This is a genomic window from Aquimarina sp. AD10 (genome assembly GCF_003443715.1).
Lineage (GTDB): Bacteria > Bacteroidota > Bacteroidia > Flavobacteriales > Flavobacteriaceae > Aquimarina > Aquimarina aggregata.
The window spans coordinates 6,017,133-6,040,952 of record NZ_CP031965.1 but is presented as its reverse complement, the minus strand read 5'-3'; the positions used below and the strand labels follow the sequence as shown (position 1 = coordinate 6,040,952).

At 31.0% G+C, this 23,820-nt stretch carries 26 protein-coding genes; 3 read left to right on the top strand and 23 right to left on the bottom strand.

The annotated features are described in order from the left end of the window. The first annotated feature begins 28 nt into the window (after positions 1-28). Both D1816_RS25270 and miaA read left to right on the top strand, forming a co-directional pair. Positions 29-868, top strand: coding sequence for an ion transporter (locus tag D1816_RS25270; protein WP_099098771.1), 840 nt, complete (start codon positions 29-31; stop codon positions 866-868). Further along, positions 861-1,757, top strand: coding sequence for a tRNA (adenosine(37)-N6)-dimethylallyltransferase MiaA (gene miaA / locus D1816_RS25265; protein ID WP_118506147.1), 897 nt, complete (start codon positions 861-863; stop codon positions 1,755-1,757). Before D1816_RS25270 ends, miaA begins: the two co-directional genes overlap by 8 nt. 69 nt (positions 1,758-1,826) lie before the next feature. Here the strand turns inward: miaA and D1816_RS25260 are convergent, their stop codons facing one another. The 23 genes from D1816_RS25260 to D1816_RS25150 all read right to left on the bottom strand — a co-directional run bounded on the left by D1816_RS25260 (position 1,827) and on the right by D1816_RS25150 (position 23,232). Then, entirely contained in the window at positions 1,827-2,540 is a 714-nt protein-coding gene (locus tag D1816_RS25260; RefSeq protein WP_066311511.1) for a response regulator transcription factor, read from the bottom strand. A gap of 3 nt (positions 2,541-2,543) precedes the next feature. After that, positions 2,544-4,106, bottom strand: coding sequence for a sensor histidine kinase KdpD (locus D1816_RS25255; RefSeq protein ID WP_066311514.1), 1,563 nt, complete (start codon positions 4,104-4,106; stop codon positions 2,544-2,546). A gap of 84 nt (positions 4,107-4,190) precedes the next feature. Beyond that, the gene (gene coaE, locus D1816_RS25250; RefSeq protein WP_118506146.1) at positions 4,191-4,769 is read right to left on the bottom strand and encodes a dephospho-CoA kinase; all 579 of its coding nucleotides are present in this window, start codon (positions 4,767-4,769) and stop codon (positions 4,191-4,193) included. Between the two features lie 10 nt (positions 4,770-4,779). Beyond that, positions 4,780-5,736, bottom strand: coding sequence for a CdaR family protein (locus tag D1816_RS25245; RefSeq protein ID WP_118506145.1), 957 nt, complete (start codon positions 5,734-5,736; stop codon positions 4,780-4,782). Positions 5,737-5,742: 6 nt separating this feature from the next. Continuing rightward, positions 5,743-6,747 (bottom strand): glycosyltransferase family 2 protein, encoded by a 1,005-nt coding sequence (locus D1816_RS25240; protein ID WP_118506144.1) that lies wholly within the window; start codon positions 6,745-6,747, stop codon positions 5,743-5,745. A 72-nt stretch (positions 6,748-6,819) separates the two neighbouring features. Beyond that, complete coding sequence (locus D1816_RS25235; protein ID WP_066311525.1) at positions 6,820-7,638, bottom strand: enoyl-ACP reductase; 819 nt, start codon at positions 7,636-7,638, stop codon at positions 6,820-6,822. Between the two features lie 104 nt (positions 7,639-7,742). Further along, the gene (gene recN / locus D1816_RS25230; RefSeq protein ID WP_118506143.1) at positions 7,743-9,398 is read right to left on the bottom strand and encodes a DNA repair protein RecN; all 1,656 of its coding nucleotides are present in this window, start codon (positions 9,396-9,398) and stop codon (positions 7,743-7,745) included. Positions 9,399-9,491: 93 nt separating this feature from the next. After that, positions 9,492-10,379 carry a DUF4835 family protein gene (locus tag D1816_RS25225; protein ID WP_066311527.1) on the bottom strand — a complete coding sequence of 296 codons (888 nt, stop codon included), beginning with the start codon at positions 10,377-10,379 and terminating at the stop codon, positions 9,492-9,494. Further along, on the bottom strand, positions 10,376-11,584 hold the full coding sequence (gene coaBC / locus D1816_RS25220) for a bifunctional phosphopantothenoylcysteine decarboxylase/phosphopantothenate--cysteine ligase CoaBC (protein ID WP_118506142.1): 1,209 nt from the start codon (positions 11,582-11,584) through the stop codon (positions 10,376-10,378). Before coaBC ends, D1816_RS25225 begins: the two co-directional genes overlap by 4 nt. Positions 11,585-11,588: 4 nt before the next feature. After that, the gene (locus tag D1816_RS25215) at positions 11,589-11,921 is read right to left on the bottom strand and encodes a DNA-directed RNA polymerase subunit omega (protein WP_066311532.1); all 333 of its coding nucleotides are present in this window, start codon (positions 11,919-11,921) and stop codon (positions 11,589-11,591) included. Between the two features lie 14 nt (positions 11,922-11,935). Then, a complete protein-coding gene (locus D1816_RS25210; protein WP_118506141.1) occupies positions 11,936-12,730 on the bottom strand; it encodes an outer membrane protein assembly factor BamD in 795 nt (264 codons plus the stop codon). Positions 12,731-12,939: 209 nt separating this feature from the next. Further along, the gene (locus D1816_RS25205) at positions 12,940-13,854 is read right to left on the bottom strand and encodes an ion channel (RefSeq protein WP_118506140.1); all 915 of its coding nucleotides are present in this window, start codon (positions 13,852-13,854) and stop codon (positions 12,940-12,942) included. 35 nt (positions 13,855-13,889) lie between these two features. Then, a complete protein-coding gene (dapA, locus tag D1816_RS25200) occupies positions 13,890-14,768 on the bottom strand; it encodes a 4-hydroxy-tetrahydrodipicolinate synthase (protein WP_118506139.1) in 879 nt (292 codons plus the stop codon). Between the two features lie 2 nt (positions 14,769-14,770). After that, on the bottom strand, positions 14,771-15,292 hold the full coding sequence (locus tag D1816_RS25195) for a hypothetical protein (RefSeq protein ID WP_233565263.1): 522 nt from the start codon (positions 15,290-15,292) through the stop codon (positions 14,771-14,773). A gap of 117 nt (positions 15,293-15,409) precedes the next feature. Continuing rightward, positions 15,410-15,970, bottom strand: coding sequence for a hypothetical protein (locus tag D1816_RS25190; protein WP_147405063.1), 561 nt, complete (start codon positions 15,968-15,970; stop codon positions 15,410-15,412). Between the two features lie 211 nt (positions 15,971-16,181). After that, positions 16,182-16,709, bottom strand: coding sequence for a hypothetical protein (locus D1816_RS25185; protein ID WP_118506137.1), 528 nt, complete (start codon positions 16,707-16,709; stop codon positions 16,182-16,184). Positions 16,710-16,906: 197 nt separating this feature from the next. Further along, the gene (locus tag D1816_RS25180; protein WP_118506136.1) at positions 16,907-17,602 is read right to left on the bottom strand and encodes a hypothetical protein; all 696 of its coding nucleotides are present in this window, start codon (positions 17,600-17,602) and stop codon (positions 16,907-16,909) included. Between the two features lie 24 nt (positions 17,603-17,626). Further along, positions 17,627-17,947 carry a hypothetical protein gene (locus D1816_RS25940; protein ID WP_162900353.1) on the bottom strand — a complete coding sequence of 107 codons (321 nt, stop codon included), beginning with the start codon at positions 17,945-17,947 and terminating at the stop codon, positions 17,627-17,629. Between the two features lie 509 nt (positions 17,948-18,456). After that, the gene (locus tag D1816_RS25170; protein ID WP_066311551.1) at positions 18,457-19,143 is read right to left on the bottom strand and encodes a lysoplasmalogenase family protein; all 687 of its coding nucleotides are present in this window, start codon (positions 19,141-19,143) and stop codon (positions 18,457-18,459) included. Beyond that, positions 19,140-21,134 (bottom strand): NAD-dependent DNA ligase LigA, encoded by a 1,995-nt coding sequence (gene ligA / locus D1816_RS25165; protein WP_118506134.1) that lies wholly within the window; start codon positions 21,132-21,134, stop codon positions 19,140-19,142. The genes D1816_RS25170 and ligA overlap by 4 nt, the downstream gene beginning before the upstream one ends. A gap of 101 nt (positions 21,135-21,235) precedes the next feature. Then, positions 21,236-21,826, bottom strand: a complete 591-nt coding sequence (locus D1816_RS25160) for a TIGR00730 family Rossman fold protein (protein ID WP_118506133.1) — start codon at positions 21,824-21,826, stop codon at positions 21,236-21,238. Positions 21,827-21,881: 55 nt separating this feature from the next. After that, positions 21,882-22,730 carry a peptide chain release factor N(5)-glutamine methyltransferase gene (gene prmC, locus D1816_RS25155; protein ID WP_066311559.1) on the bottom strand — a complete coding sequence of 283 codons (849 nt, stop codon included), beginning with the start codon at positions 22,728-22,730 and terminating at the stop codon, positions 21,882-21,884. A gap of 16 nt (positions 22,731-22,746) precedes the next feature. Then, complete coding sequence (locus D1816_RS25150) at positions 22,747-23,232, bottom strand: GNAT family N-acetyltransferase (protein WP_118506132.1); 486 nt, start codon at positions 23,230-23,232, stop codon at positions 22,747-22,749. 126 nt (positions 23,233-23,358) lie between these two features. Between D1816_RS25150 and D1816_RS25145 the strand changes: the two genes are divergently transcribed. Then, a complete protein-coding gene (locus D1816_RS25145) occupies positions 23,359-23,820 on the top strand; it encodes a hypothetical protein (RefSeq protein ID WP_118506131.1) in 462 nt (153 codons plus the stop codon).

Sequence of the window (23,820 nt, the reverse complement as noted above, 5' to 3'; positions counted from 1 at the left end):
TAGTACTTTTATTTAAAACATAAAACCTTTGAAAAACAATTCATCGCATAAAACCTGGAAAGACAAACTTCATGATATTATTTATGAAGCCGATACTCCTATTGGAAAAGCATTTGATGTTATTTTACTTATTCTTATTTTATTGAGTATCATTTTTGTAATGCTTGAAAGTGTTAAAGGACTAACACCCGCGACTTACAGGTATCTATATTATGCTGAATGGGTTATTACAATTTTCTTTTCTTTTGAGTATATCGCACGAATTGTTTCTATAAAACAACCTTCTAAATATATATTTAGTTTTTATGGTATCATTGATTTATTATCTACACTACCATTATACCTAACCTTTTTCATTACAGGATCTAGCGCTTTATTAGCTGTGCGAGCTTTAAGGCTACTTCGTATATTCAGAATATTAAAGATTTCTAGGTATATAGGAGAATCAAATAAATTAGCTAAAGCAATAAAAGACAGTGGTGCTAAAATTCTTGTATTTTTATTTGCTGTCCTAGTACTTTGCATCATTTTAGGAACAGTAATGTATTTGGTAGAAGGTGAAGAAAGTGGATTTAAAAGCATACCTATAAGTGTTTACTGGTGTATTGTTACATTAACTACTGTAGGATACGGAGATATCGCTCCTGCTACCCCTTTAGGACAACTTATTGCCGCAATGATAATGATTGTTGGTTATGGTATTATAGCAGTACCTACAGGTATTGTAAGTGCTGAATATGCTTCTTCTGGACATCAACCTAAGAAAGTAAATATAAACACGCAAGTTTGTTCAAATTGTAATGCATCTGATCATAGAGACGAAGCCAAATTTTGCCGTAAATGCGGAGAAGACTTACGTAATGAATAAAAATCTAATTGTAATTGTCGGACCAACAGCAATAGGTAAAACTAATCTAAGTATACAACTTGCGAACCACTTTAATTGTGAAATTATATCCGGAGATAGTAGGCAATTCTATAAAGAAATGAAGATTGGTACTGCTGTACCAAGTGATGATGAACTTGCACTAGCAAAACATCATTTTATACAACATAAAAGTATTCACGAAACCTATACCGTAGGAGATTTTGAAAAAGAAGCGCTTAACAAGCTTAAAATACTTTTTGACACTAATGATTATGCTATCCTAGTTGGAGGGTCCGGCTTATACATTGATGCCGTTACCAAAGGTTTAGATTATTTTCCTGAAGTTGATATAAATACTAGAGAACAACTACAAAAAGAATATGATACTAATGGTATTCAAACTTTACAAGAACGACTAAAAGTGCTTGACAAATCATATTACGACAGCGTTGATTTACAAAATACACATCGTGTAATGCGAGCTCTTGAAGTATGTTTAAGCAGCGGTAAACCTTATTCTTCTTTTCTTACTTCTAGTAAAAAAAACAGACCTTTTAAATGTATCAAAATTGGTATCACAGCAGATAGAAATATCATTTATGATAGAATAAATATGAGAGTAGATCTTATGATTAAAGAAGGCTTACTGGATGAAGCAAAAAATCTTTACGAGTATAAAACACTTAATGCTTTAAATACTGTAGGGTACAAAGAATTATTTAAATATTTCGACCAGGAATGGGAATTAGATTTTGCCATTTCTGAAATTAAGAAAAATACGCGTCGCTTTGCCAAGAGACAATTAACCTGGTTTAAAAAAGATACAGAAATAGAATGGTTTGATTATCTAAGTCAATTAGACAGGGTAACAAAACATATTGCTCCTTAAATTTCAAGACATAAAAAAATCACTATATTTTTAAAAATATAGTGATTTTTTATAATTTTTATCAACTATCTAGGCCTCTTCGTTTCTAACAACAAGCCTAAATCCTTCTCCATGAATATTAAGTATCTCAACATTCTCATCTTTCTTTAGATACTTTCTAAGCTTAGCGATATAAACGTCCATACTACGAGATGTAAAGTAATTATCATCTCTCCAGATTTTTGTTAAAGCCAATTCTCTTGGCATTAAATCATTAAGATGTAATGCTAACAAACGAAGTAATTCATTTTCTTTTGGAGATAACTTTATAGCATCATCTTCTTTATACGTCAAAAAGCGCAATTTAGAATTAAGATGAAATCCTCCAATTTTAAATTCAAATTGTTTACTATCAGCTACAGATTCTGTGCTTTTACGTTGCATGATAGCCTGTATTTTCATTAACAAGACTTCGCTATCAAAAGGTTTATTAAGATAATCATCTGCTCCTACCTTATATCCTTTTAAAACATCTTCTTTCATTGCTTTTGCAGTTAAGAAGATAATAGGTATTTCTTCATTTTTATCCCTAATTTCTTTTGCCAACGTAAATCCATCTTTGTAAGGCATCATTACATCAAGAATACACATGTCGTAGTCATCTTTTTTGAACTTTTCGAAGCCTTCCATACCATTTTTAGCATGCACAACATCATAATCATTCATTACTAGATAATCCTTTAGTACCGTTCCAAAGTTTGGATCATCTTCGACAAGCAAAATCTTTTTGTTTTCTGTTTCCATATTTTATGATATTAATGGTAATTTAATTATAAATGTGGAGCCTTTTCCCCTTTCGCTCTCCACCCATATCTGACCGTGATGATCATCAATGATTCTTTTTACATATGTTAATCCCAATCCGTGACCTTTTACATTGTGTAAATCACCTGTGTGTTCTCTAAAAAACTTTTCAAATATTTTTTTCACAGCAACTTTACTCATTCCTATTCCTTGATCACGAATCTTAAGAATTATACTGTTCTTTACATTTTCTGTATATATATCTACTTTTGGCTCCTTATCTGAATATTTTGCGGCATTATCTAAAATATTCACAATTACATTGGTCATATGACTATCATTTGCCAATATTGTTGTTTTAAGTGCGCCCAAATGCATTTTAATGTACCCATTTCTATCCTCAACTATCAAAGAGACATGTGTTACAGCATCTTCAATAATATCATGCAACTCTTGTTTTTCTTTCTTGATATTAAGCTCGTTTTTCTCTAACTGAGATATTCTTAAAACGTTCTCTACTTGAGCATGCATTCGTTTATTCTCTTCTCGTATCATCTTCATATACCGCTGCACTTTTTCTGGATCTCCCCCAATTTTTGGGTTTTTGATAGAGTCCAATGCCAAGTTTATTGTTGCAATAGGAGTTTTTAACTCATGGGTCATATTATTAATAAAATCAGTTTTAATTTGGGATATCTGTCTTTGCTGCATTAGCTGAGACAATGCACTGGAATACGCAACTACAATAATCAAAGTAAAAATTATTGATAGTATTGCCATACCCTTAATGGTAGAAAGCACATATTGCTTTTTTCCAGTAAAATTAACATATAACTGATAATCACTCACTCCTTCATCGTCGACAAAAAGTGGTATCGCATATGTCGTTGGATAATCCAAACTAAAATCGTCAGAACGTACTTTTGTTGCTAAAGCATTGCTGTAAATCGCATATTCAAAATCTACCTTTATATCCCGTTCTTCGAGTTCTTTTTTAAGCAAATATTTTATTTCCTTTTTCTGAACTCTTCTATGTATTGGTATAAAACTAGCAATTTCTCCAATCACAATCTCATAATCTCTACGTTGAAGATCCGTTAATCCTCTTATTCTCTCCAACTTAGATTTAGAATTCTGCTTTACAATATCACTTTTAGTATCTTGTGCCGCAGTATCTACATTTCGATTTAGGATATTCTTCAGTTTTACCGTATCTATATTAAAGTTAACAAATGATGAAAACAATTTATAGTCTTCTTCTAAAATACCATTTGCATATGCAAACGACTTTGTATTATCAATACTAATATCTAATAATTGACGTATAGTCTTATTATCAGGTTCATCTATACTATCTAAAATTCCCTGTAGAGGAAAAAACATTTCCTCAAATTCTCTATACTGAATACCATTAGATACTGATATTAATATTTGCTTGGCATTAAAAGAAAATTGTTCTTTATTATTCTCAACCGTGTTGTTAATCCAATATCCCTGAACGAAAATAATCCCAATTAGCGATAAACTCATTAAGATTATCAGCAATACGAATAACCTTTTATTCATAGGTCAAAAGTAAGACTTTAACATTTAGCTACTTTACGGTTTAACCAAATGTTAACAAAATGAAGGATTCGTATTACAACCCCTTTAAAAAGATATTTTATTATGAATTTCATACACCTGGTTTTCAGTGTCTTCTAAATCTACGTTATCTATAACAAAATCGACTAATGGAATTTTTCTCGAATCTTCCCACTGGTTATTTATTCTTGAAAGTATCTGATCTCGAGTTATATTGTCTCTTTTTAATACTCGTTCGATCCTAATATCTATAGGAGCTGTGACAAGAATAGTATAATCACATTGCTTGTATCCATCATTTTCAATTAAAACTGCAGCTTCTTTGACAACATAATTTCCAGTTTGTTTCTCTTTCCATTGGGCAAAATGCTCTGCTACTGCAGGATGCACTATCCCGTTTAGTTTATTCAATATAGAAGAATCATTAAAGACTACACTGGCTATATACTCTCTATTCAAACTGCCAGATATATAAGCTTTATCGCCGAATAATTCACTAATCTGCTTTTTTACCACTTGATTGGTATTCATCAATAATTTTGCCTCATCATCTGCAATGTAGACAGACACGCCTAATTTCTTAAACATTTGGGCAATAGTAGATTTACCGCTACCGATGCCCCCTGTTAAACCAACTACTTTCATAACAATAGCGTTATTTTAGCACTACAAATTGAATTTGTTTTTCTCGTAAACGTACATCATGTATTGATTCTGGCTTATCAAAAAGTTCTAATGTCAAAAATGAACTTTCTCCTGATTTTGCATAATCTGCAACCACCATAAAATCTCTTGGACTTATCTCGTTATATTTATCCAAGCCTACTCTGTATACAACCATCACTTCTTTAGGGAAAATTTTAATTTCTGTATCTTCAGGTACATTTTTGACTGTAATGGGTATTTTCTGATTTCCTTCTGTAAACTTACTAACCTCAATAGTAGCAGTAACTTTATGAGGTTTGATTTTTATAATTTCAGGCAATGACTCAAGATCTATAGTTAATTCATCAACATAATCAACATTTAGACCTTCTAACTGCAAAGACGCTGTATTAACAGACTTTATAGTATCTATAATTTTCGAAGGACCGCTTATGACAATAGAATCCGGTTGTATAACCAGCCCTTTATCACTTCCGTAACCAACAGAATACTTAACATCTTGAACTAATTGTACTGGTACTTTCTTTTGTAGGTTTATATCTAATTTTAATCGTAAACTATCCTTCTGCAATGCAAGAATATTACCTTTAAAATCCAGTTTATTCTTTAAAATACGAGATCCTTTATCAAGTCGAAAATAATATTGATCGTTTATCATAGAAGACGCATCATCAATATTAAATTCTAAAATAGGTTTCTTCCAACTATGATTCATAAGCCTAAAACCATTCCCGTTAAGCGTCATTCTTACGATCTGATCGCTTTCTTCATTAAAAATTTTATCCTCCGGAAGATTCGTATATCGAATAGCGATTTCTACTTCTTTAGTATAGTTTTTTGAAAATTGGATTAGCAACCAAAGAGCGGATGTAAATATTAGAAAAAACAAAAAGGTTTTTACGCTATTTCTTTTGAATGAAAAAATCTTCTTTTTTCTATTTGACATAAATACTTACTTTGAAAAAAACAGGTTCTTAAATTGTTTTTCTGGAACCTTTTTAAGTATATGAATATAATAATAAGATTTTAAGAATCCTTTTCCGTAGCCATAAAATTGTATCAAAACGGCTAAAATAGATTGTATCCCTATAGAAATACTTTTAAACATAAGAGTTGCACCTAAAAATATAAGTGAAAAATATATCCCCCATAACATTAAAAAATACCAAATCCCAAAAACTGCTGTTAACATTGAAAAGAGAGTATACCCAATAAATAAAGAAGGAAACCAATATGTAAGTTTTGCTGTTTCTGGATGCCATTTATTTAATATTGGCCGAACAAGACCGAACTTATTTACTTGAATGTAAAACTTTTTCCAAGAGATTCTTCTTTTATGAAATACCTTAGCATCCGGAATTAAAGCAGTTTCGTAACCCAATTTCCATAGTCTAATTGTAAGATCAGGATCTTCTCCAGGGTGGATATTTCCAAAGCCTTCAGAAGCTAAAAAAGCTTCTTTAGACAACCCCATATTAAAACTACGTGGTTGAAATTTACCCATAGTCTTTTTTCTACCGCGTATACCACCAGTAGTAAGATACGAAGTCATGCTATAACTTATTGCCTTTTGAAGATCCGAAAAACTCTTATGAGCATCATCGGGACCACCCCAACAATGAACAAAATTTTGGTATAAAAAATCATCAACTTTAGCTAAGTAATTTTCTGGTAATATCACATCACTATCAAGAATAATGAAGTAATTCCCTTTTGCTTTACGCATACCGTAATTTCGAGAATCTCCAGGACCTGTATTTGGTTTTTGATAATAGCTTATGAATAGTCTATCCGTAAACTTTTCTACGATATGACTAGAACTATCGCTAGAACCATCCTCTACAATAACAATCTCATAAGAAGAATCATATTGCATTGCTACCATACTATGAAGCAATTCATCAATCTCATTTGGCCTATTATAAACAGGTATTATAAAGGAAAAGTCTGGTTTCATATCATAAAGTTAACCAAAGAAAAATCCCATTTACAATGAATGGGATTATCTAAATTATATATAAGAATAGTATTATTCTTCATCGATGAATTTATCCATTACCAATTGACTTACTCCCATATTTGAGAAACCACCATCATGATATAAGTTTTGTAAAGTAACTTTCTTAGTTAGATCAGAAAACATCGTTACTGTATAATCTGCACATTCTCCAGCTGTAGCATTACCTAAAGGTGACATTTTATCTGCATATTCAATAAACCCATCAAAACCTTTTACTCCTTTTCCTGCTGTTGTCGGTGTCGGGGATTGTGAAATTGTATTCACACGTACTTTTTTATCTCTTCCGAAGAAGTATCCAAAACTACGCGCTATAGATTCTAAATAAGACTTATTATCAGCCATATCATTATAATCAGGAAATACTCTTTGCGCAGCCATATAGGTTAATGCAACAATACTCCCCCACTCATTCATAGCATCTTTTTTATACAACGTTTGCATTGTCTTATGAAAAGAAAGTGCAGATACGTCCCATCCTTTTTCAGTAAAACTGTAGTTCTGATCAGTATAATGACGTCCTTTTCTAACGTTTACTGACATTCCTATAGAATGTAAAACAAAATCTATTTTACCTCCTAAAATTTCAACCGATTTCTCTACAAGGTTTTCAAGATCTTCTAACGAAGTGGCATCAGCAGGAACAATCTGTGAATTTGTTTTCTCTGCTAAGGTATTAATAGCTCCCATTCTCATTGCAACTGGAGCATTAGTAAGCACAAAACTCCCACCTTCTTCAAATACACGCTCTGCGGTTTTCCAAGCAATTGAATTTTCATCAAGTGCTCCAAAAATAATCCCTCTTTTACCTTTTAATAAATTGTGTGACATTTAGTTGTAAATTAAAGTATAGTTATACAAGCAGTAAAGATAATAAAACGCCCCAAACTGTTGTTAAACAAAACGATTTTTAGATCAAAAACATAACTTGATCATTATAGTTTCAACAATGATCTGGCATGTGTAATTGCAGAATCAGAAATATTTTTACCGCCGATCATTTCGGCAATCTCTCTAACTCGTTCATTTTCATCTAATAACTTAAGTTGTGTAACTGTAGTATTATTAATATCTTCTTTATATACTTTGTATTGATTTTGGCCATTAGCAGCTATCTGTGGCAAATGAGTAATACTAAAAACTTGTAAATTCTTGCTCATATTCATCATTAGATCAGCCATTTTATGTGCTACTTCACCCGACACTCCTGTATCAATTTCATCAAAAATAATTGTTGGTAATTGTGCGTATCTTGAGAGGATAGCCTTTATGGCAATCATTATTCTTGACAGTTCACCACCAGATGCAACTTTTTTAAGCTCGCCATAAGAACCTCCTTTATTTGCCGAAAACAAAAATTCTAATATTTCTTTACCATTAGAAAAATAATTGTCTTGAAGTTTTAATTCGGCATTAAAACTGGCATTTGACATTCCTAATGCTTGAAGAATATCTTCTAATTCTTTTATAAATACTGGAAGTGTTTTTTTTCTTTTTTTATGAATCTTACCCGCTACCTCATCCAACTGAGATTGTATGGTAATCATCTCATTTTTCAATTTTTCTATATCTTCAGACAATGATTCTGTTTTAGAAACCTTCTCTTGAAGTTCCTGAGTTAATATGATTAGTTCATCAATTGTAGAGACATTATGCTTTACCTGCAAATTATGTAACAATTGCAATCTTTGACTTGCCTGCTCTAGTTGCTGTGGATCTGCCTCTAACTTATCCAATTCATCAAGTAAAGTGACTTGTATATCATCTAACTCTATATAAATACTCTGAATCCGTTCTGAAAGGTCATTCAACCCACTTGAAAAAGAAGCTATTTTAGAAAGGTTAGATTTTATAACATTTAATTGATCAGAAACACCTATCTCTTCAGAGGTTACAATAGCAATTGATCCCGATAACCTTTCTTGTATTTCTTCGATATTATTTAAACGATCATGACGCTCCTCTAACTCTTTTAATTCTCCTGATTGTAGTTTGGCATCTTCAAGTTCTTTTAAAAGAAAAGTATTGTATTCATATTCTTTGGTAAACACTTCTCGATTTGCAACCAAATTATTAACTTCTTTTTCTTTTTCTTTCAGCAACTTTAACCCTCTTTTGTAAGATTTAATCTCGCGTGCTGCTCCTGCCAACGCATCTAATACTTCGAACTGAAAATCGGTAGTAGTAACCTCTAACGTCTGATGTTGGCTATGGATATCAATAAGTTTAGCACCTAATGCTGCTAATGATTGTAATGTTACAGGAGTATCATTAATAAAGGCTCTAGATTTTCCCGAAGGTAAGATCTCTCTTCTTATAATAGTTTCGTTTTCATAGTCCAAATCTTCCTCTTCAAAAAAAGCAGCCAATTCATAATGCGCTATATCAAAAACACCTTCGATGGTACATTTTTTTGAACTATCCTTAACACTACTCAAATCTGCTCTTTTTCCAAGAAGTAAACCCAAAGCACCTAAAAGCAAAGATTTACCTGCTCCTGTTTCTCCAGTAATTGTTATCAAACCGGTATCAAAAGACACTTGTAGCTGTTCGATTAAAGCGAAATTTTTTATAGAAAGACCTCTAAGCAAAGGATAGAAATATTTTTAATGTTTAAAAAGTAAATATACTACAGTTTTAAAAAGATTACACCTGTATATTTAATTTTTTATAGTTGAAAGAATCTAAAATTTAATATCTTTCCAATTATCAGTATAGGTAGGAGCTATTCTATTAAGCATTTGTATAGTTTCTGCAATATTTACAGATGGACCTCCGGATAGCACGCTAGAAATCTCATCAGCCTTAGCATCAAAGAATACACGCATAAGATAAGAATTAGGCTTACTATTATTCATTTCTTGTAGCGGTTTTATTGACTCTGTAATAGTTTGTTTACCTTTTTTAATATTATTATACATAACATCTAATCCTTCTCTATGATATGTATACATCGCTGATCGATATCCATCGTATGCTCCAGAAAGTAAATCGTCATTTAACCTGTATCTGTTAGGATCTTGTTCACGAAGCCATCCTTTTGTACTACCACCTCCTTGAGCATTACCCACAATACTTTTAGCTTCTTCATAATAATTGGTCCCTCCATTTAACGAAAAAGTATCAGCATCTACACCAAGTATTGTATATAAATAAAAAGATATTACCGAAATTAAATTAGAATCAAAACTATTTGGGTTATAGTTTAATGGCTGAAATTCTACATAGTCAAAATTAAAATCTTTATCATTAACATTTAAAATAGCAGTTTCATAATTCGATCCATATATAGGTCGTGACGCTTGTACTTGAACAGTCGCAGTAAAGGCATCATTATCAAAACTAACGATGGTAATAAAAAAACTACAATTAATTCGTTCTTCTGTCCTATAGTCTGTTTTTGTCCACTTTGTATTATTAATAAATTCGATCAACGATCGCTCCAATGTTTTGAACACCTGTAAATCAGGACTTGCTGTTTGCTCTGCATTAACCACTACTTGAGCATTAAATTCTTGAGCATTTACAGTAATACTAAATACAAGGGCTATAACAAAGAATAATTTATTCATTTTTTTAGCGTATTAATTTCGTTGAATATATCTTGTGCGACTTCTGACTTTGTTTTTAAATCAAACGCTTTAATTTCTAATTTATGATTGATTAAACTCACTTTATTCGTTTGCCCTTTAAAACCAGCTCCTTTATCGTTAAGTGAATTTAGAACAATTAGATTTAAGTTTTTCTTTTTTAGTTTATTTTTAGCATTGTCCTCTTCATTTTCTGTTTCTAAAGCAAAGCCCACAAGAAACTGATCTTTCTTTTCGGTTCCCATCCAGTTTAAAATATCAGTGGTTCTTTCTAACTCGATAGAAAATGCCGTATCTGCTTTTTTAATTTTTTGATCAGATATATTTTTAGGTCTATAATCTGCTACTGCAGCAGATGCGATTGCTATATCACAGTCATGATATCTAGAAACAACCGCTTCATACATATCTTTTGCACTTACAACATTAACAACATCTATCAAGCTATGATTAACGGATAATGATGACGGACCTAAGATCAAGCTAACTTGGGCTCCAAGATTTGCTGCAGTCTTAGCTAATTCAATCCCCATTCTTCCACTAGAATGGTTTCCTATAAATCGTACCGGATCTATTGCTTCATATGTTGGACCAGCTGTAATGAGTACTTTCTGACCTCGAAGTGACAATTTATCTAAAATATCGTTTTCTATAAAGTCGACAATATTTAAAGGTTCTGCCATTCTTCCTTGCCCCACTAAGCCGCTTGCCAATTCACCTGATTCTGCTGGAATCATTATGTTACCAAACTCTTGTAATTTCTTAAATGTATTATGCGTTGAAGGGTGATTATACATATCTAAATCCATTGCAGGAGCAAAATACACTGGGCATTTTGCTGATAGATACGTAGCTAGTAATAAATTATTACTAGCTCCTGAAGCCATTTTTGATAATGTATTTGCTGTAGCTGGTGCAATAATCATTACATCTGCCCATAAACCAAGATCCACATGATTATTCCAAACCGCATTTTCATCATCTTCATCATAAAATGAAGAATAAACAGGATTCTTTGATAATGTAGATAGTGTAAGTGGAGTAACAAAATCTTTTGCTGCGGGAGTCATAACAACTTTTACTTCTGCTCCTGTTTTGATAAATAATCTTACAAGAGCAGCAGTCTTATATGCAGCAATACCAGCGGTGACACCTAATAAAATCTTTTTACCGCTTAAAATTGACATAGATTTATAGAGATTCTGTGTCTGATTTAGTATTTCTGTGATAAATTTTACCTTCTAACCATTCTTGAACAGCTAAAGCATGTGGCTTAGGTAATCTTTCATAAAACTTAGAAACTTCTATTTGTTCTTTATTTTCGAAAATTTCTTCTAAGCTATCATTATAAGTTGCAAACTCATCTAACTTTTCAAGAAGCTCTTTTTTGATATCTGTATTTATCTGAGTAGCTCTTTTAGATATTACTGAAATAGCCTCATATATATTATCTGTTGGTTGATCAATAAGATTCTTATCAATAGTAGTTGTGTTTACTGGTGCATTGCTTTTTTTCAAATCCATCTTCTACTTTTTTTCTATTTATACTGTTCTAATCTAGTCTTTATATCTTCTCCTAATTCGTCTGCTTTCTCAATGTACTCACCTTCTGTTTTATAATACTTCTTGTAGTTATTATAAAAACCATTAGCTGTTTCTAAACGCTCTTTTACTAAATCTGCATAACTTCCTACAGCTAAGAGGTATTCTGATTCAAGCTTATAATACAAAACTTTTTCTCTATAAGCAGAACCAGGGTAATCGATTAGATAATTATCAAATGCTTTTATCGCTACTTTATAATCTTCTCGATGGTGATATTGTTTTGCTATTTTATATGCTTTTTTCTCCTTTTTTTCTCTAAGTTCGGCTACTAAAGTATTTGCTTCTTTTAGATTTTCACTCTCTGGATATGCATTTATATACGCTTGAAGTTTTTCTATAGCTTTAGTTGTTTCTTCTTGATCTAAACTAAACCTCGGAGACAAATGATAATTACTTTTTGCCCCTTTATACGCTGCCTCTTGTCTTTTATCACTTTTCGGAAATGATTTTGTAAATCTTTCAAACTGATATCCAGCTAAATAATAATCTCCCAATTGATAATACGTATCTGCATAAAAATACATTACTCTTTCTGCTTGTGGCTTCCCTCTATATTGTGGCACAACCTGCTCAAAAAGTCTTAGTGCTTTTGTATACTTTCCGTCTTCATACAATTTTACTGCGGCTTTATACTTATCACCCACATTTTCACCCTTCAATACTTTTTGGTATTCACTACAAGAACCAAGGAATAATACAAAAATCAATAAATAAAATAATCTCTTCATAGATAAAAAAACATCAGGCAAAAATATATATTTCTGCGCTATTACAAAAACTTTTAATTCACCAATTCATTTGCATATCAATTGAATTGATAAATAAATCATTTAATTTGTGTTTAACATGACACAATGATCCTTTTAAAGGACGTAATTTTCAAACTCTTGTTGCAAAGAAAAAAGTGGTATTACATGGATTTTATTGCTATCAAGGACTATTTAGTTGTTTGATCTAGCTTATCATGATCAAGGATCGTATACCCATCATCATCATAGTAAAATGCTGGAACAAAGCGTTGATCATACTTAATGTTTTTTAAGATATAAGAATGTACCTGATGCACTTCTTGAGCAAATGATTCATCATAATAGCTTACCAGGAGTAAAATTTCCCCGTGAAGTTGCTTCAATTCTTCCCTACTAAACTCTTTTAATGGGCTAGATTCGTCTATACCATGTACAATAGTCCATGTGGTAGGAAGATATGTTATCGCATCTCTCTCTAATTTCAGTTTATAAAAATTATTAGTAAACTCATTATGTTTATCTTTTAAAGATAATGCTAGTGTAGCCTCTATATTAGGTCGTATCATAACATTGTCACTTTTGCTCATTAATCTAAACATAATTGCATCAACCTCTTTATGTTTTTTCAAAATAATACTAGAGCTAAATTTAATATTCGCCCTTGGTTTCGAAAACCTCCCGTACAACAAACCTGTTATAAATGAAAAACTAAGTAGGCCAATCAATGCTTCAAAAGACGATATCACCCCAAAAAGCAACCCTTTTGGAGCCATTGCGCCATACCCTACAGTTGTAACAGTCTGAGCGGAAAAGAAAAAAGCGTTTAAGAAATCTTTAAAAATATCTCCTGTTGGTTGTGCAATATTACTTATCCCTAAAAATGTATACACTAAAGCAAATAAGGAATTAACCAATGTATACCCGAGCAAAACCCATAAAAAAAATTTACCCCATGTTATATTTATGAGATAATTATAACTTTCAGACAAGGAATTAACCTTATTGACATGTTTAATATTAAACGAACCATCTGCATTAATAAAACGTCTAGCGTATTTGTTAGAATGCTTTCCTATTCCTGGATCTTTAATTTTTTTAGCCATCTTCACACAAATACTAGTACATATTTAAGCTACCATTACTTATAGTTCTCTATAAATTTTTTTATTTTCCCTTCTAACTCCTTAGAAACAGAAACTAGCGGTAAACGAAGATAATCATCACAAATACCCTTTATTTTTAAAATATTTTTAATCCCTGCAGGATTACCCTCTTCAAAAGCATAATCTAAAACAGGAAGCAAACTATAGAGTATAGCAAAAGCCTTTTGCGTTTGACCTGCTAATCCTAGACGTATCATTTCAGAAAATTCTTCGGGAAATCCCTGACCAACAACACTTATCACGCCATCACCACCAGCAGCAACTGCAGGTAATGCCAATGCATCATCTCCTGAAATTACAAGAAAACCCTGTGGCTTGTTTTTTATAATTTTAAGCACTTGAGTAAAATCTCCAACCGCTTCTTTAATACCAACTATATTTTCTAGTTTTGCTAATCTAAGCGTAGTTTCTGCGGTCATATTAGTCCCTGTTCTAGAAGGAACGTTATATAAGAGTACTGGCAAAGGAGCATTATCATTAATAGTCTTGTAATGTTGATAAATACCTTCTTGAGTTGGTTTATTATACATAGGAACTACAGATAATATAGCATCAAAATCTGATAGATCTGTGTCTTTCATTTCATCGAGAATTGACTGTGTATTATTTCCGCCAATACCTACTACCAAAGGAAGCCTTTTGTTATTTACTTTAATAATATGATTTACTAATTCCACCTTATCCTTCTTTGATAAGGTAACCGATTCTGCAGTAGTCCCTAATACTACAAGATATTCTATATTACCTTTGACACAAAAATCAACTAAAGATGTTACTCCAGGATAGTCTATTGAACCATCTTCATTAAATGGAGTAGCTAATGCTACACCTGTCCCTCTAAGAAAACCACTCATAATTATATAATCTGTAAAATTTTTAAATACTTCTTAAGTTCCTTGATAAATAGATTAGGATTATCAACTGTTGCTCCTATAATCAAATCATTAATCCTATTATCTACGGTTCCAAAACCAACTTTAAATTTAGCTTTTGAAACTGCTGCAACATAATTAAGTTCGAGTTTGTTTTCTGAATAAAAACTAATCAAAACATCGTAATCCTTATTTACAAATTCTTGTAAAGAATTACTTTTAACTCCCCCACTAACTCCAAAACTTTTATCATTGTAATACGCTGCATCTTTATCATCATCTAAATCTTTTTCTTCTTTATAGCCAACTATCTTTAATTTATCTGGTGAAACCCCTAATTCATTTGCCAATTTAATTAAGGAAATAATATTTATATCATAAGAGGCATCAACAAGAACTGCTAGCGTTTTAAGAGTAGAAATACTATCTGAAGAAGAATTTCTTTTCTTCAAATGTGCTTCAATATTTTTTTTGATAGCATTTCTTTTAAGACCCTTTAAAATCATTCACAAAAAGATTAAGAAGCCACAAATGTAGCCATTTTACTCATTAAAATCACCTACTCCCTTCTAAGAAAAAAGGAAAGCCTTGATAATCAGACATACACCTTAAACATATTTACTTCAAAAATATTTCCCTTTAGAAGATTTTGTTTCTATAAGCTTGGTTTCAATAAAAAAACTTGTTAAAAAATACAATCCTGTTATTTCCACAAGATTAATCAAAATTGTAAATACTTTTGCATAATAATACATCTCATTAATCGCCAAAAGACCATCGATAAACAATGTGCAGCAGGCGGTAACAAACAGATATATTGACTTCTCGTATCTATCCACCATATACACTATAAAATTAGCCATCGAAAATACTAATGCCCCTGTTGCAATTAATAATATAGCACCAATAGAATCTTTTGCTCTAGGTAAAGCAAGTTCTGCGATAGCATAAATTAAATATGACACGAAAGCAACACTCACAAGTACTGGAAGAGAAACAAGCTTACTAACTTTTATATCCTCTTTAGAGATATATTGTTTTAGCATTAATACGCCTCCCAAGTAATATACCAAAACTAATGCAGTTATAAGATTTAAATATTTGACAAAATCGATATAAATAAAGATATCTAATACAAGTACTGCAAGCATCATTATTGGAAATAGAAAATTAATTCTTTTCACTTCTGTAAGGTAAAGGACTATGAGTGCTATTTGAACAAATGGCTTAGTATATATTAGACTTGATTTATCTAAAAAAATCGCAGAACACATTACAATGAGAAAGGTGCAATAGAAAAACAAATATGTAATACCAGATCTTTTCAAAAAGTAACAAAATTTAGAACCTAAGGTAACCAAAAGATCTACTCTTTAAAATAAAACTAAGGGAATTTTAGAAAAAATCACTTTCATCAAGTGTTTTATCCTTTAAACTAGTTTGAACAAAAAAACTTGTAAAAAAGTACAGACCTATTATTTCTGAAATATTGGCAAGAACCGTAAACTCCCTAGTATAATAGTATAATTCATTAATTGCCAATAAAGCATCTGTAAACAATGTACAACAAGTTGCTATAAACAAGTAAATTCCTTTTTCATATCGATCAGCTTTATACACAATAAAACTACAAGCTGAAAACAACAACAAACTAATCGTAATTGATGCCACAGAAAACAGAGAGTCATTGATTTTGGGCATTGCCAATTCTGTTATTGAATATATCAAATAAACAATAAAGAGAGTACCTATGGCTACCGATATCGAAATCAATTTTTTTATCTGCAAATCTTCTTTCAAAATATAATCTTTAATCAAAAAAGATCCTAAAGCATAAAAAAGCGTAATCAATACCGCTATAATATCATAATACCTCACAAAATCTGTGTAAATAAAAATATCAACAACTAAAATCAATAGCATACATATTAAGAAAAGAATATTTCTCTCCCTTACAGATTGAAGATAAATCACTATTAAAGATAGCGGAATAATTGGCTTTACAACAAGAAGCAACGTTCTCTCAAAAAATATAGAAACACCTATTATCAATAAAAAAGAAAAATAGAAAAACAGATATGTTATACTTGTTTTTTTCAAATAGAAATAAAATTTTATAATTAAAAATATTCTTCATTATTAGGCATTAACTTATGCCTCTCTATAAAAAACTTTATCAAAAAAAACTGTCCACAAATCTGCAAAACTGTTGTGATAACCGGAAAAATTTCTAAATAAATATAAAGTCTATTTAATGCAGTTACAATATTCACAATCAAAAAACAGGAAGCCGCTACCATTAAAGAATAACTAACAACAGTTTTACTATTTAAATATATATAATAACAAACCCCTATAAAAACTGCAAAAAAGAAAATAAGAACAATCAAAACCACAACATGATCATTTACCTGAGGTAAAATCAAATAAGCTACAGTATACAACACATAACCTATTAACAACATTGAAACAATTAACTGCAAAGTCACAACTTTCTTAAACTGTATTTTTATCACTTTAAGACTTTTCCAAAGTAAAATAATATTTAATAAGTAATAACAGGAAAACAAAATATGTAGCAATTTGAAATTGCCTAAATAATCCTGCAAAAAAAGCACTTCACATATTATGATTAATATAAGACTTAAAATTACACCAAAATTTCTATGCTCAGCATTTACTAGGTAAAGTATCCCCAAAGAGATTATAACCGGAGGTTTAAAGTAAATCACTAAATCCTTTGCAAAAATTGTTACAATTAATGTTAAGAAACTAGTGGCATAAAACAAATGATATGTGCTTTTTTTTGTATCCAAATACTCCTTTTAAAATTATGTTTTTTAAAAACCTTCAAATTCTTCTGATTTAAGTTTAAGAGATTTTGTTATCATATAATTAACCAAAAAAAACATTGCTAATGGTTTACATATTAGTATTAAAACCTCTAACTCATAAGATTCTAAATAAAATCGATCGATTAGCAGCATATTTTCACTAAATGAAAAATTCAACATTGCTAAAAAAAACCATAAAGATTTCTCGGATCTTATATTTATATAATGCATCGCCCCTACTACCAACAATATATAAAGCAATACTAAATGAAGAAAACCCAGTAAATACAATTCTCCCATAGGTTCTTTAAGGATTTGATAAACCATAAAAAAGATTACAGTATACAAGGAACTACCTAAAACTAAAGTAAAAACATCCCTTTTGTTATAAACAAAGGACTTGTGATTATAGTACAAAAAATAAAACAACAAGATATTAGCAATTAGATTTGCAGTCATTTGATATTCTATCATACTACTTAAATCACCAAAAAATGGTATTAGCTCCCTTAACAAAAACACCAACAAAACAACAATATGTAGGGTTTTTATACTTTTTGTACTTACTAAATACAGAACCGTTATCGATATCAAAATTGCAATATTAAGATAAGCATTTAAGTAACTTGTAAAAAACACAAATTCTAATACTTGCAATACAATCAAAAAGGAAATAAAAAGCTTTAGTATTTTCTCTCCATTCATTAATTTTTCTTGTACTCAAAAACAATTATGTGATATACCCAAAAAAGTTAATCACGCAAACATTTAAAAGACTCTTTTTAAGTACAATATACTAATTTTTAAAAGAATCAAAAATCATAATACACCCAAGGTCATGGGCTTTTTAATTTTAAGGAGACTGGGCTTGATATTTTATACTTAACTAGAAAAAACACGGCAAGTAATTGATAGATTGCATTAATTACCTCTAACTCTATTGAAGAAATATAAAATCTATTTAAAGCAAAACAAGAATCGCTTATCACAAAATTAAGAATTGCTATTAAAAACCATAAAGACTTTGTTGATCTAATGTTAGTATATTGAAAAACCGCACCAAGAAGCAAAAAATACAAAACAATCATGTAAATCAATCCATATAATCTTATATCTCCCATTTGCCCTTCTATGGCCGAATAAATTTCATAAACCACATATGTCCAGATCACAAAAAACACTGACAAGTAAATTATATCAGTAGTACTAAAATTAATCTTTTTGTGATTTTTTAATAGATAGTAGAATAAAATTACATAGCAAAGCACATAACTTATCAAAACATAAATAAAGCTGTTTTTTATATCTGTTAATAGAAACACATCTCCTAGAAAACAAAGCAATAAAATTACAAGAAATAAGATGTCAATTTTTTTCACATTAAACCAATACAACATGAAAAACAATGGAACTGTCATTGGTTTCACATACAACTCTAAACTGGAGTTTTGCAGCGCTACACTAAGCACACAAAGTCCTCCTGTTAAAATTAATAGTACTTTAATTAATGTTCTTATTTTCATTCTATTTTTTCAAGAAACTGATCTTCACTAATAATTGAAATCCCTAATGAACTCGCTTTCTCTAACTTGCTTGGTCCCATGTTAGCTCCAGCAACTACATATGATGTTTTTGAGGATATTGAACTTGAAACTTTACCTCCATTATCTTCTATGAGCTTCTTAAGTTCGTTACGAGTTACTTTTTCAAACACACCAGATACAACAAAAATCTGACCTTGTAACGTATCTGTTTGATTAGCTAATTTCTCAGCAGAGATTTCCAACTGCACACCATGTTGTTTCAATTGATTAATTAAGTTCCTATTATCTTCAGAAGAAAAGAACTCCACTACACTTTGCGCTATTTTAATTCCAATTTCATCTACATTTACCAATTCTTCTTCGGTTGCTAGCATAATAGCATCTATAGTTTTATAATGCTTTGCGAGTTTTTTAGCTACAGTTTCTCCGACATATCTAATTCCCAATGCAAATAGCACTCTTTCAAAAGAGATTTCTTTGGATTTTTCTATACCAAGAATAAGATTGTCTGCACTTTTATCTGCCATTCGTTCCAACGGGACAACCTGTTCTTTGGTTAACGTATACAAATCCGCATAATTTTTTATTAACCCCTCATTAACCAATAACAAAACAGTTTCTCCTCCCAATCCCTCTATATCCATTGCTTTTCTAGAAATATAATGCTGAATGCGACCCGCAACTTGAGGAGTACATCCATAATAATTTGGGCAATAATGTTGAGCTTCACCTTCTTTCCGAATCAATACTGTACTACATACCGGACATTCTGTTATATAAGAAGTCGGCATTGAATTTTCAGGTCTTTTAAGAAGATCTACCCCAACTATTTTAGGTATAATTTCTCCTCCTTTTTCAACAAAAACAGTATCTTCAATTCGAACATCTAATTTCTCAATCTGATCGGCATTATGTAAAGAAGCTCGTTTTACGGTAGTTCCTGCTAATTGTACTGGCTCTAAATTTGCGACTGGTGTTATTGCACCTGTTCTACCTACTTGATATGTAATTTCATTAAGTATGGTAAATACTTGCTCTGCTTTAAATTTATAAGCCATAGCCCATCTAGGCGCTTTTGCAGTATAACCAAGTTCTTCTTGTTGTTGTAAATTATTAACCTTAATAACCACTCCATCGGTTTCATATGGCAAATCATGCCTATGTTTATCCCAATAGTTCACAAACTCTAATACTTCATCAATTGAGTTTACCATTTTTGATTCTACAGGAACTTTAAACCCCCATTCTCTAGCTTTTTCTAAATTTTCATATTGCGTAGTAATTCCTAACCTTTCTCCTTGTATACTATATAACAAACAATCTAAAGGTCGTTTAGCTGTTTCACTACTATCTTGCAATTTTAAACTTCCAGAAGCTGTATTTCTTGGATTTGCATAGGGTTCTTCACCTTGAGCAATACGTTCTTTATTCATTTGCTCAAAACCTTCGTATGGCAAAACAATTTCTCCTCTAATGTCAAATTTTGCAGGAAAATCTCCTTTTAATTTTAATGGAACAGACTTTATTGTTTTTACATTTGTGGTGACATTATCACCTTGAATACCGTCTCCTCTTGTAACCGCTTTAAGCAACTCTCCGTTTTCATAAGTCAAATTAATTGATGCACCATCATATTTAAGTTCACAAGTATAATTAACCTCACCATCAACTAATTTTTTGATCCGCTTTTCCCAATCCAGTAAATCTTCTTTTGAATAGGAGTTATCTAAAGAGTACATGCGAAATTCATGAACCAGAGTTTCGAAATTTTTGGTTACCTCGCCTCCTACTCTTAATGTAGGAGAATTAGCATCATAAAATTCAGGGTGTTTTTCTTCTAATTTTTGAAGTTCTTTTAACTTCATATCAAAATCATAATCCGTAATTGTAGGCTTATCAAGAATGTAATAATTATAATTATGCTTACGTAACTCTTCTCTAAGTTGATTAATTTGTTCTTCTGTACTCATTTGATAATTCCCTTTTTATAGATTTTGATTGATGATAATTCTTTTAATGATTCCTTTTTTAGACACGCTACGAACATTTACCGATCTATAAATTTAATTTCCTATGTCCTTTCTGGTTTTAACCATTTAGGCACTTCTTTAGGTTTAAACATTTTCATTTTTTCTAAAAGTTGATCTATACTATCATCTACAATCAATAATTCATAATTTTCTATTTTCAAAAACCCTCTACGTACCATAGTCTCCAACAGTTGCAAGAGATCATCATAAAACCCTCCAACATTTAGCAAACCAATTGGTTTTTGATGCAAACCTAGTTGCGCCCAAGTAATAATTTCAAAAAGCTCTTCTAAAGTTCCGAATCCACCAGGCAGCGTTATAAAGCCATCACTAAGATCATGCATTTTCATTTTACGTTGATGCATATTTTCTGTAGTGATTAACTCATGCAATCCTAAATGCATCACTTCTTTTAACTTTAAGAATTCTGGAATTACACCAATCACTTTTCCTTTCGATGTAAGAGCACCTTCTGCTACTTTTCCCATTATACCAATCTTAGCAGCCCCATAGACCAATGTAATTTGTCGTCTAGCTAATTCTTCGCCAAGTGAAAAACCTTTTTCAATTATAGTGATATCATTCCCTTCACTACTTCCGCAAAATACACAAATCGAATTAAGAGTAGTCATTTATATTATATTTATATAGTTATCTCTTTTAAACAAGTAACAGATAGTTGACATCTTAAAGTTTTGCACAAATCATTCTATCACTATTGTACAAATCTTTACGTAATTCTACGGTCTTAAAACCCAGATTTTCTATCATTAGTTTTGTTTCATTACCTAAATATTGATTGATTTCGAAATATAATGCACCTCCTCTATCCAATCTTTTTTTTGCCAATTTGGTTATTTTCTCATAGAATACCAAGGGTTTTCCGTTTGAAACAAATAATGCCAAGTTAGGTTCGTTATCTAAAACATTAGGCTTCATTTCCTCTTTTTCCAATTCTCTAACATAAGGCGGATTAGAAACAATGATATCAAAACTCTGAAATAAATCACTAGCCGCTAACACATCAAGTTTTATAAACTTTACAGTTACTTGATTTTTTTCTGCATTTGCCTTGGCCACTTTAAGAGCTTCCTCAGACACATCAATAGCGTATACTTCTGCTTTTTTTAAATTTTTAGCCAAAGAAATAGCGATACAACCACTACCTGTTCCTATATCTAAAATTTTCAGCGAAGTATTTTTATTTTTTTGATCATGCAAGATCCAATCTACCAACTCCTCTGTTTCGGGCCTAGGTATTAACACATGTTTATTTACAGTAAATACCCCCCCATAAAACTCTGTATCCCCAAGAATATATTGAATAGGCTCCTGAGATTGCAACCTATTTTGAGCATTCCTAAATTGCTCTACACTTTCTACCGAAAGTGAATCATTCAATTTAAGCGCTATATCGACTCTTCTTAATTCTAAAATTTTTTCAGAAAGAAGATAGAAAAAAGACAATACCTCTTCTCTATCATAAAGGTCAGATAAAGAATTTACAAAACCTGTTCTAAGATCTTTTATTTTCAATGTAAATCTTTTTGAATTAAAGGTCTTTTATCATCCATGCCTGACAACTATAGTGCCCTGTATTTCCAACGGGTTTCTCAAGATCTTGAAAACCTACTTTTTTATACAGCTTCCTTGCTGCCGTCATATAAGGCATTGTTTCTAAATAACATTTCAAAAAACCTTGTTCTTTTGCAAAATCAAGACATGTATTTATCATCATAAATCCAACTCCTTTTCCTCTAACCTCTGATAAGAAATACATTTTTTGAAGTTCACAAATGGTAATATCTTCATTTTTTAGAGGAGCAATACCCGCCCCACCAACAATCTTACCTTCTTCTTCAAGAACAAAATACATTCGATTGTCTTTACTATACGTTTCATACATCTTATCTAAAGATTCGTCCTCATAAGCAGTACCTATTTTAGGAACGCCCATTTCTAACAAAACACTTCGTATTACTAGTGCTATTGCCTCGTTATCTTTATATTCTATCGAACGTATTTTTATACTACTCATTCTATTTATAAATACTACTTTTGTGACACTATTAAAGAAATAATAATCAGAAAACACATTTTACTTTGTGTAATACTATTATTTCTAATAGATATCGAAATATAAGCTAAATCTAAACAGAAGTCAATGAAGAGACCTTTATTATTATTAACAATATTTATCTTCTTAACAGCATGTTCTTTATCTAAAAAACCAGAATTTAAATATGTCGATGCTATTGTAATTAAAAATGCCAGTATTCGTGATGTTACCATAAAAGCAAATGCCATTTTTGACAACCCAAATCGACTAAATGGAAAACTATCTATAGAAGATTTTCATGTTTTTGTTGATAATATTGATGTTGGAACGATCTCTGCTCAAGAATTCGACATTCCAGCAAAAAGTGAATTTACAATTCCTTTAGAAGGAACTTTTTCTCTTTCTAAAATCTATAAAAACAATAAAAATAGTATTTTAAATAGCGTTCTTAAGGTAATACAAACAGATTCACTAAATATAGAATACAAAGGTACGATCAGATACCATTTAGGAAGTTTTTCTTATCCTTATAAAATCAATAAACAACAACAGGTAAGCATAAAGTAA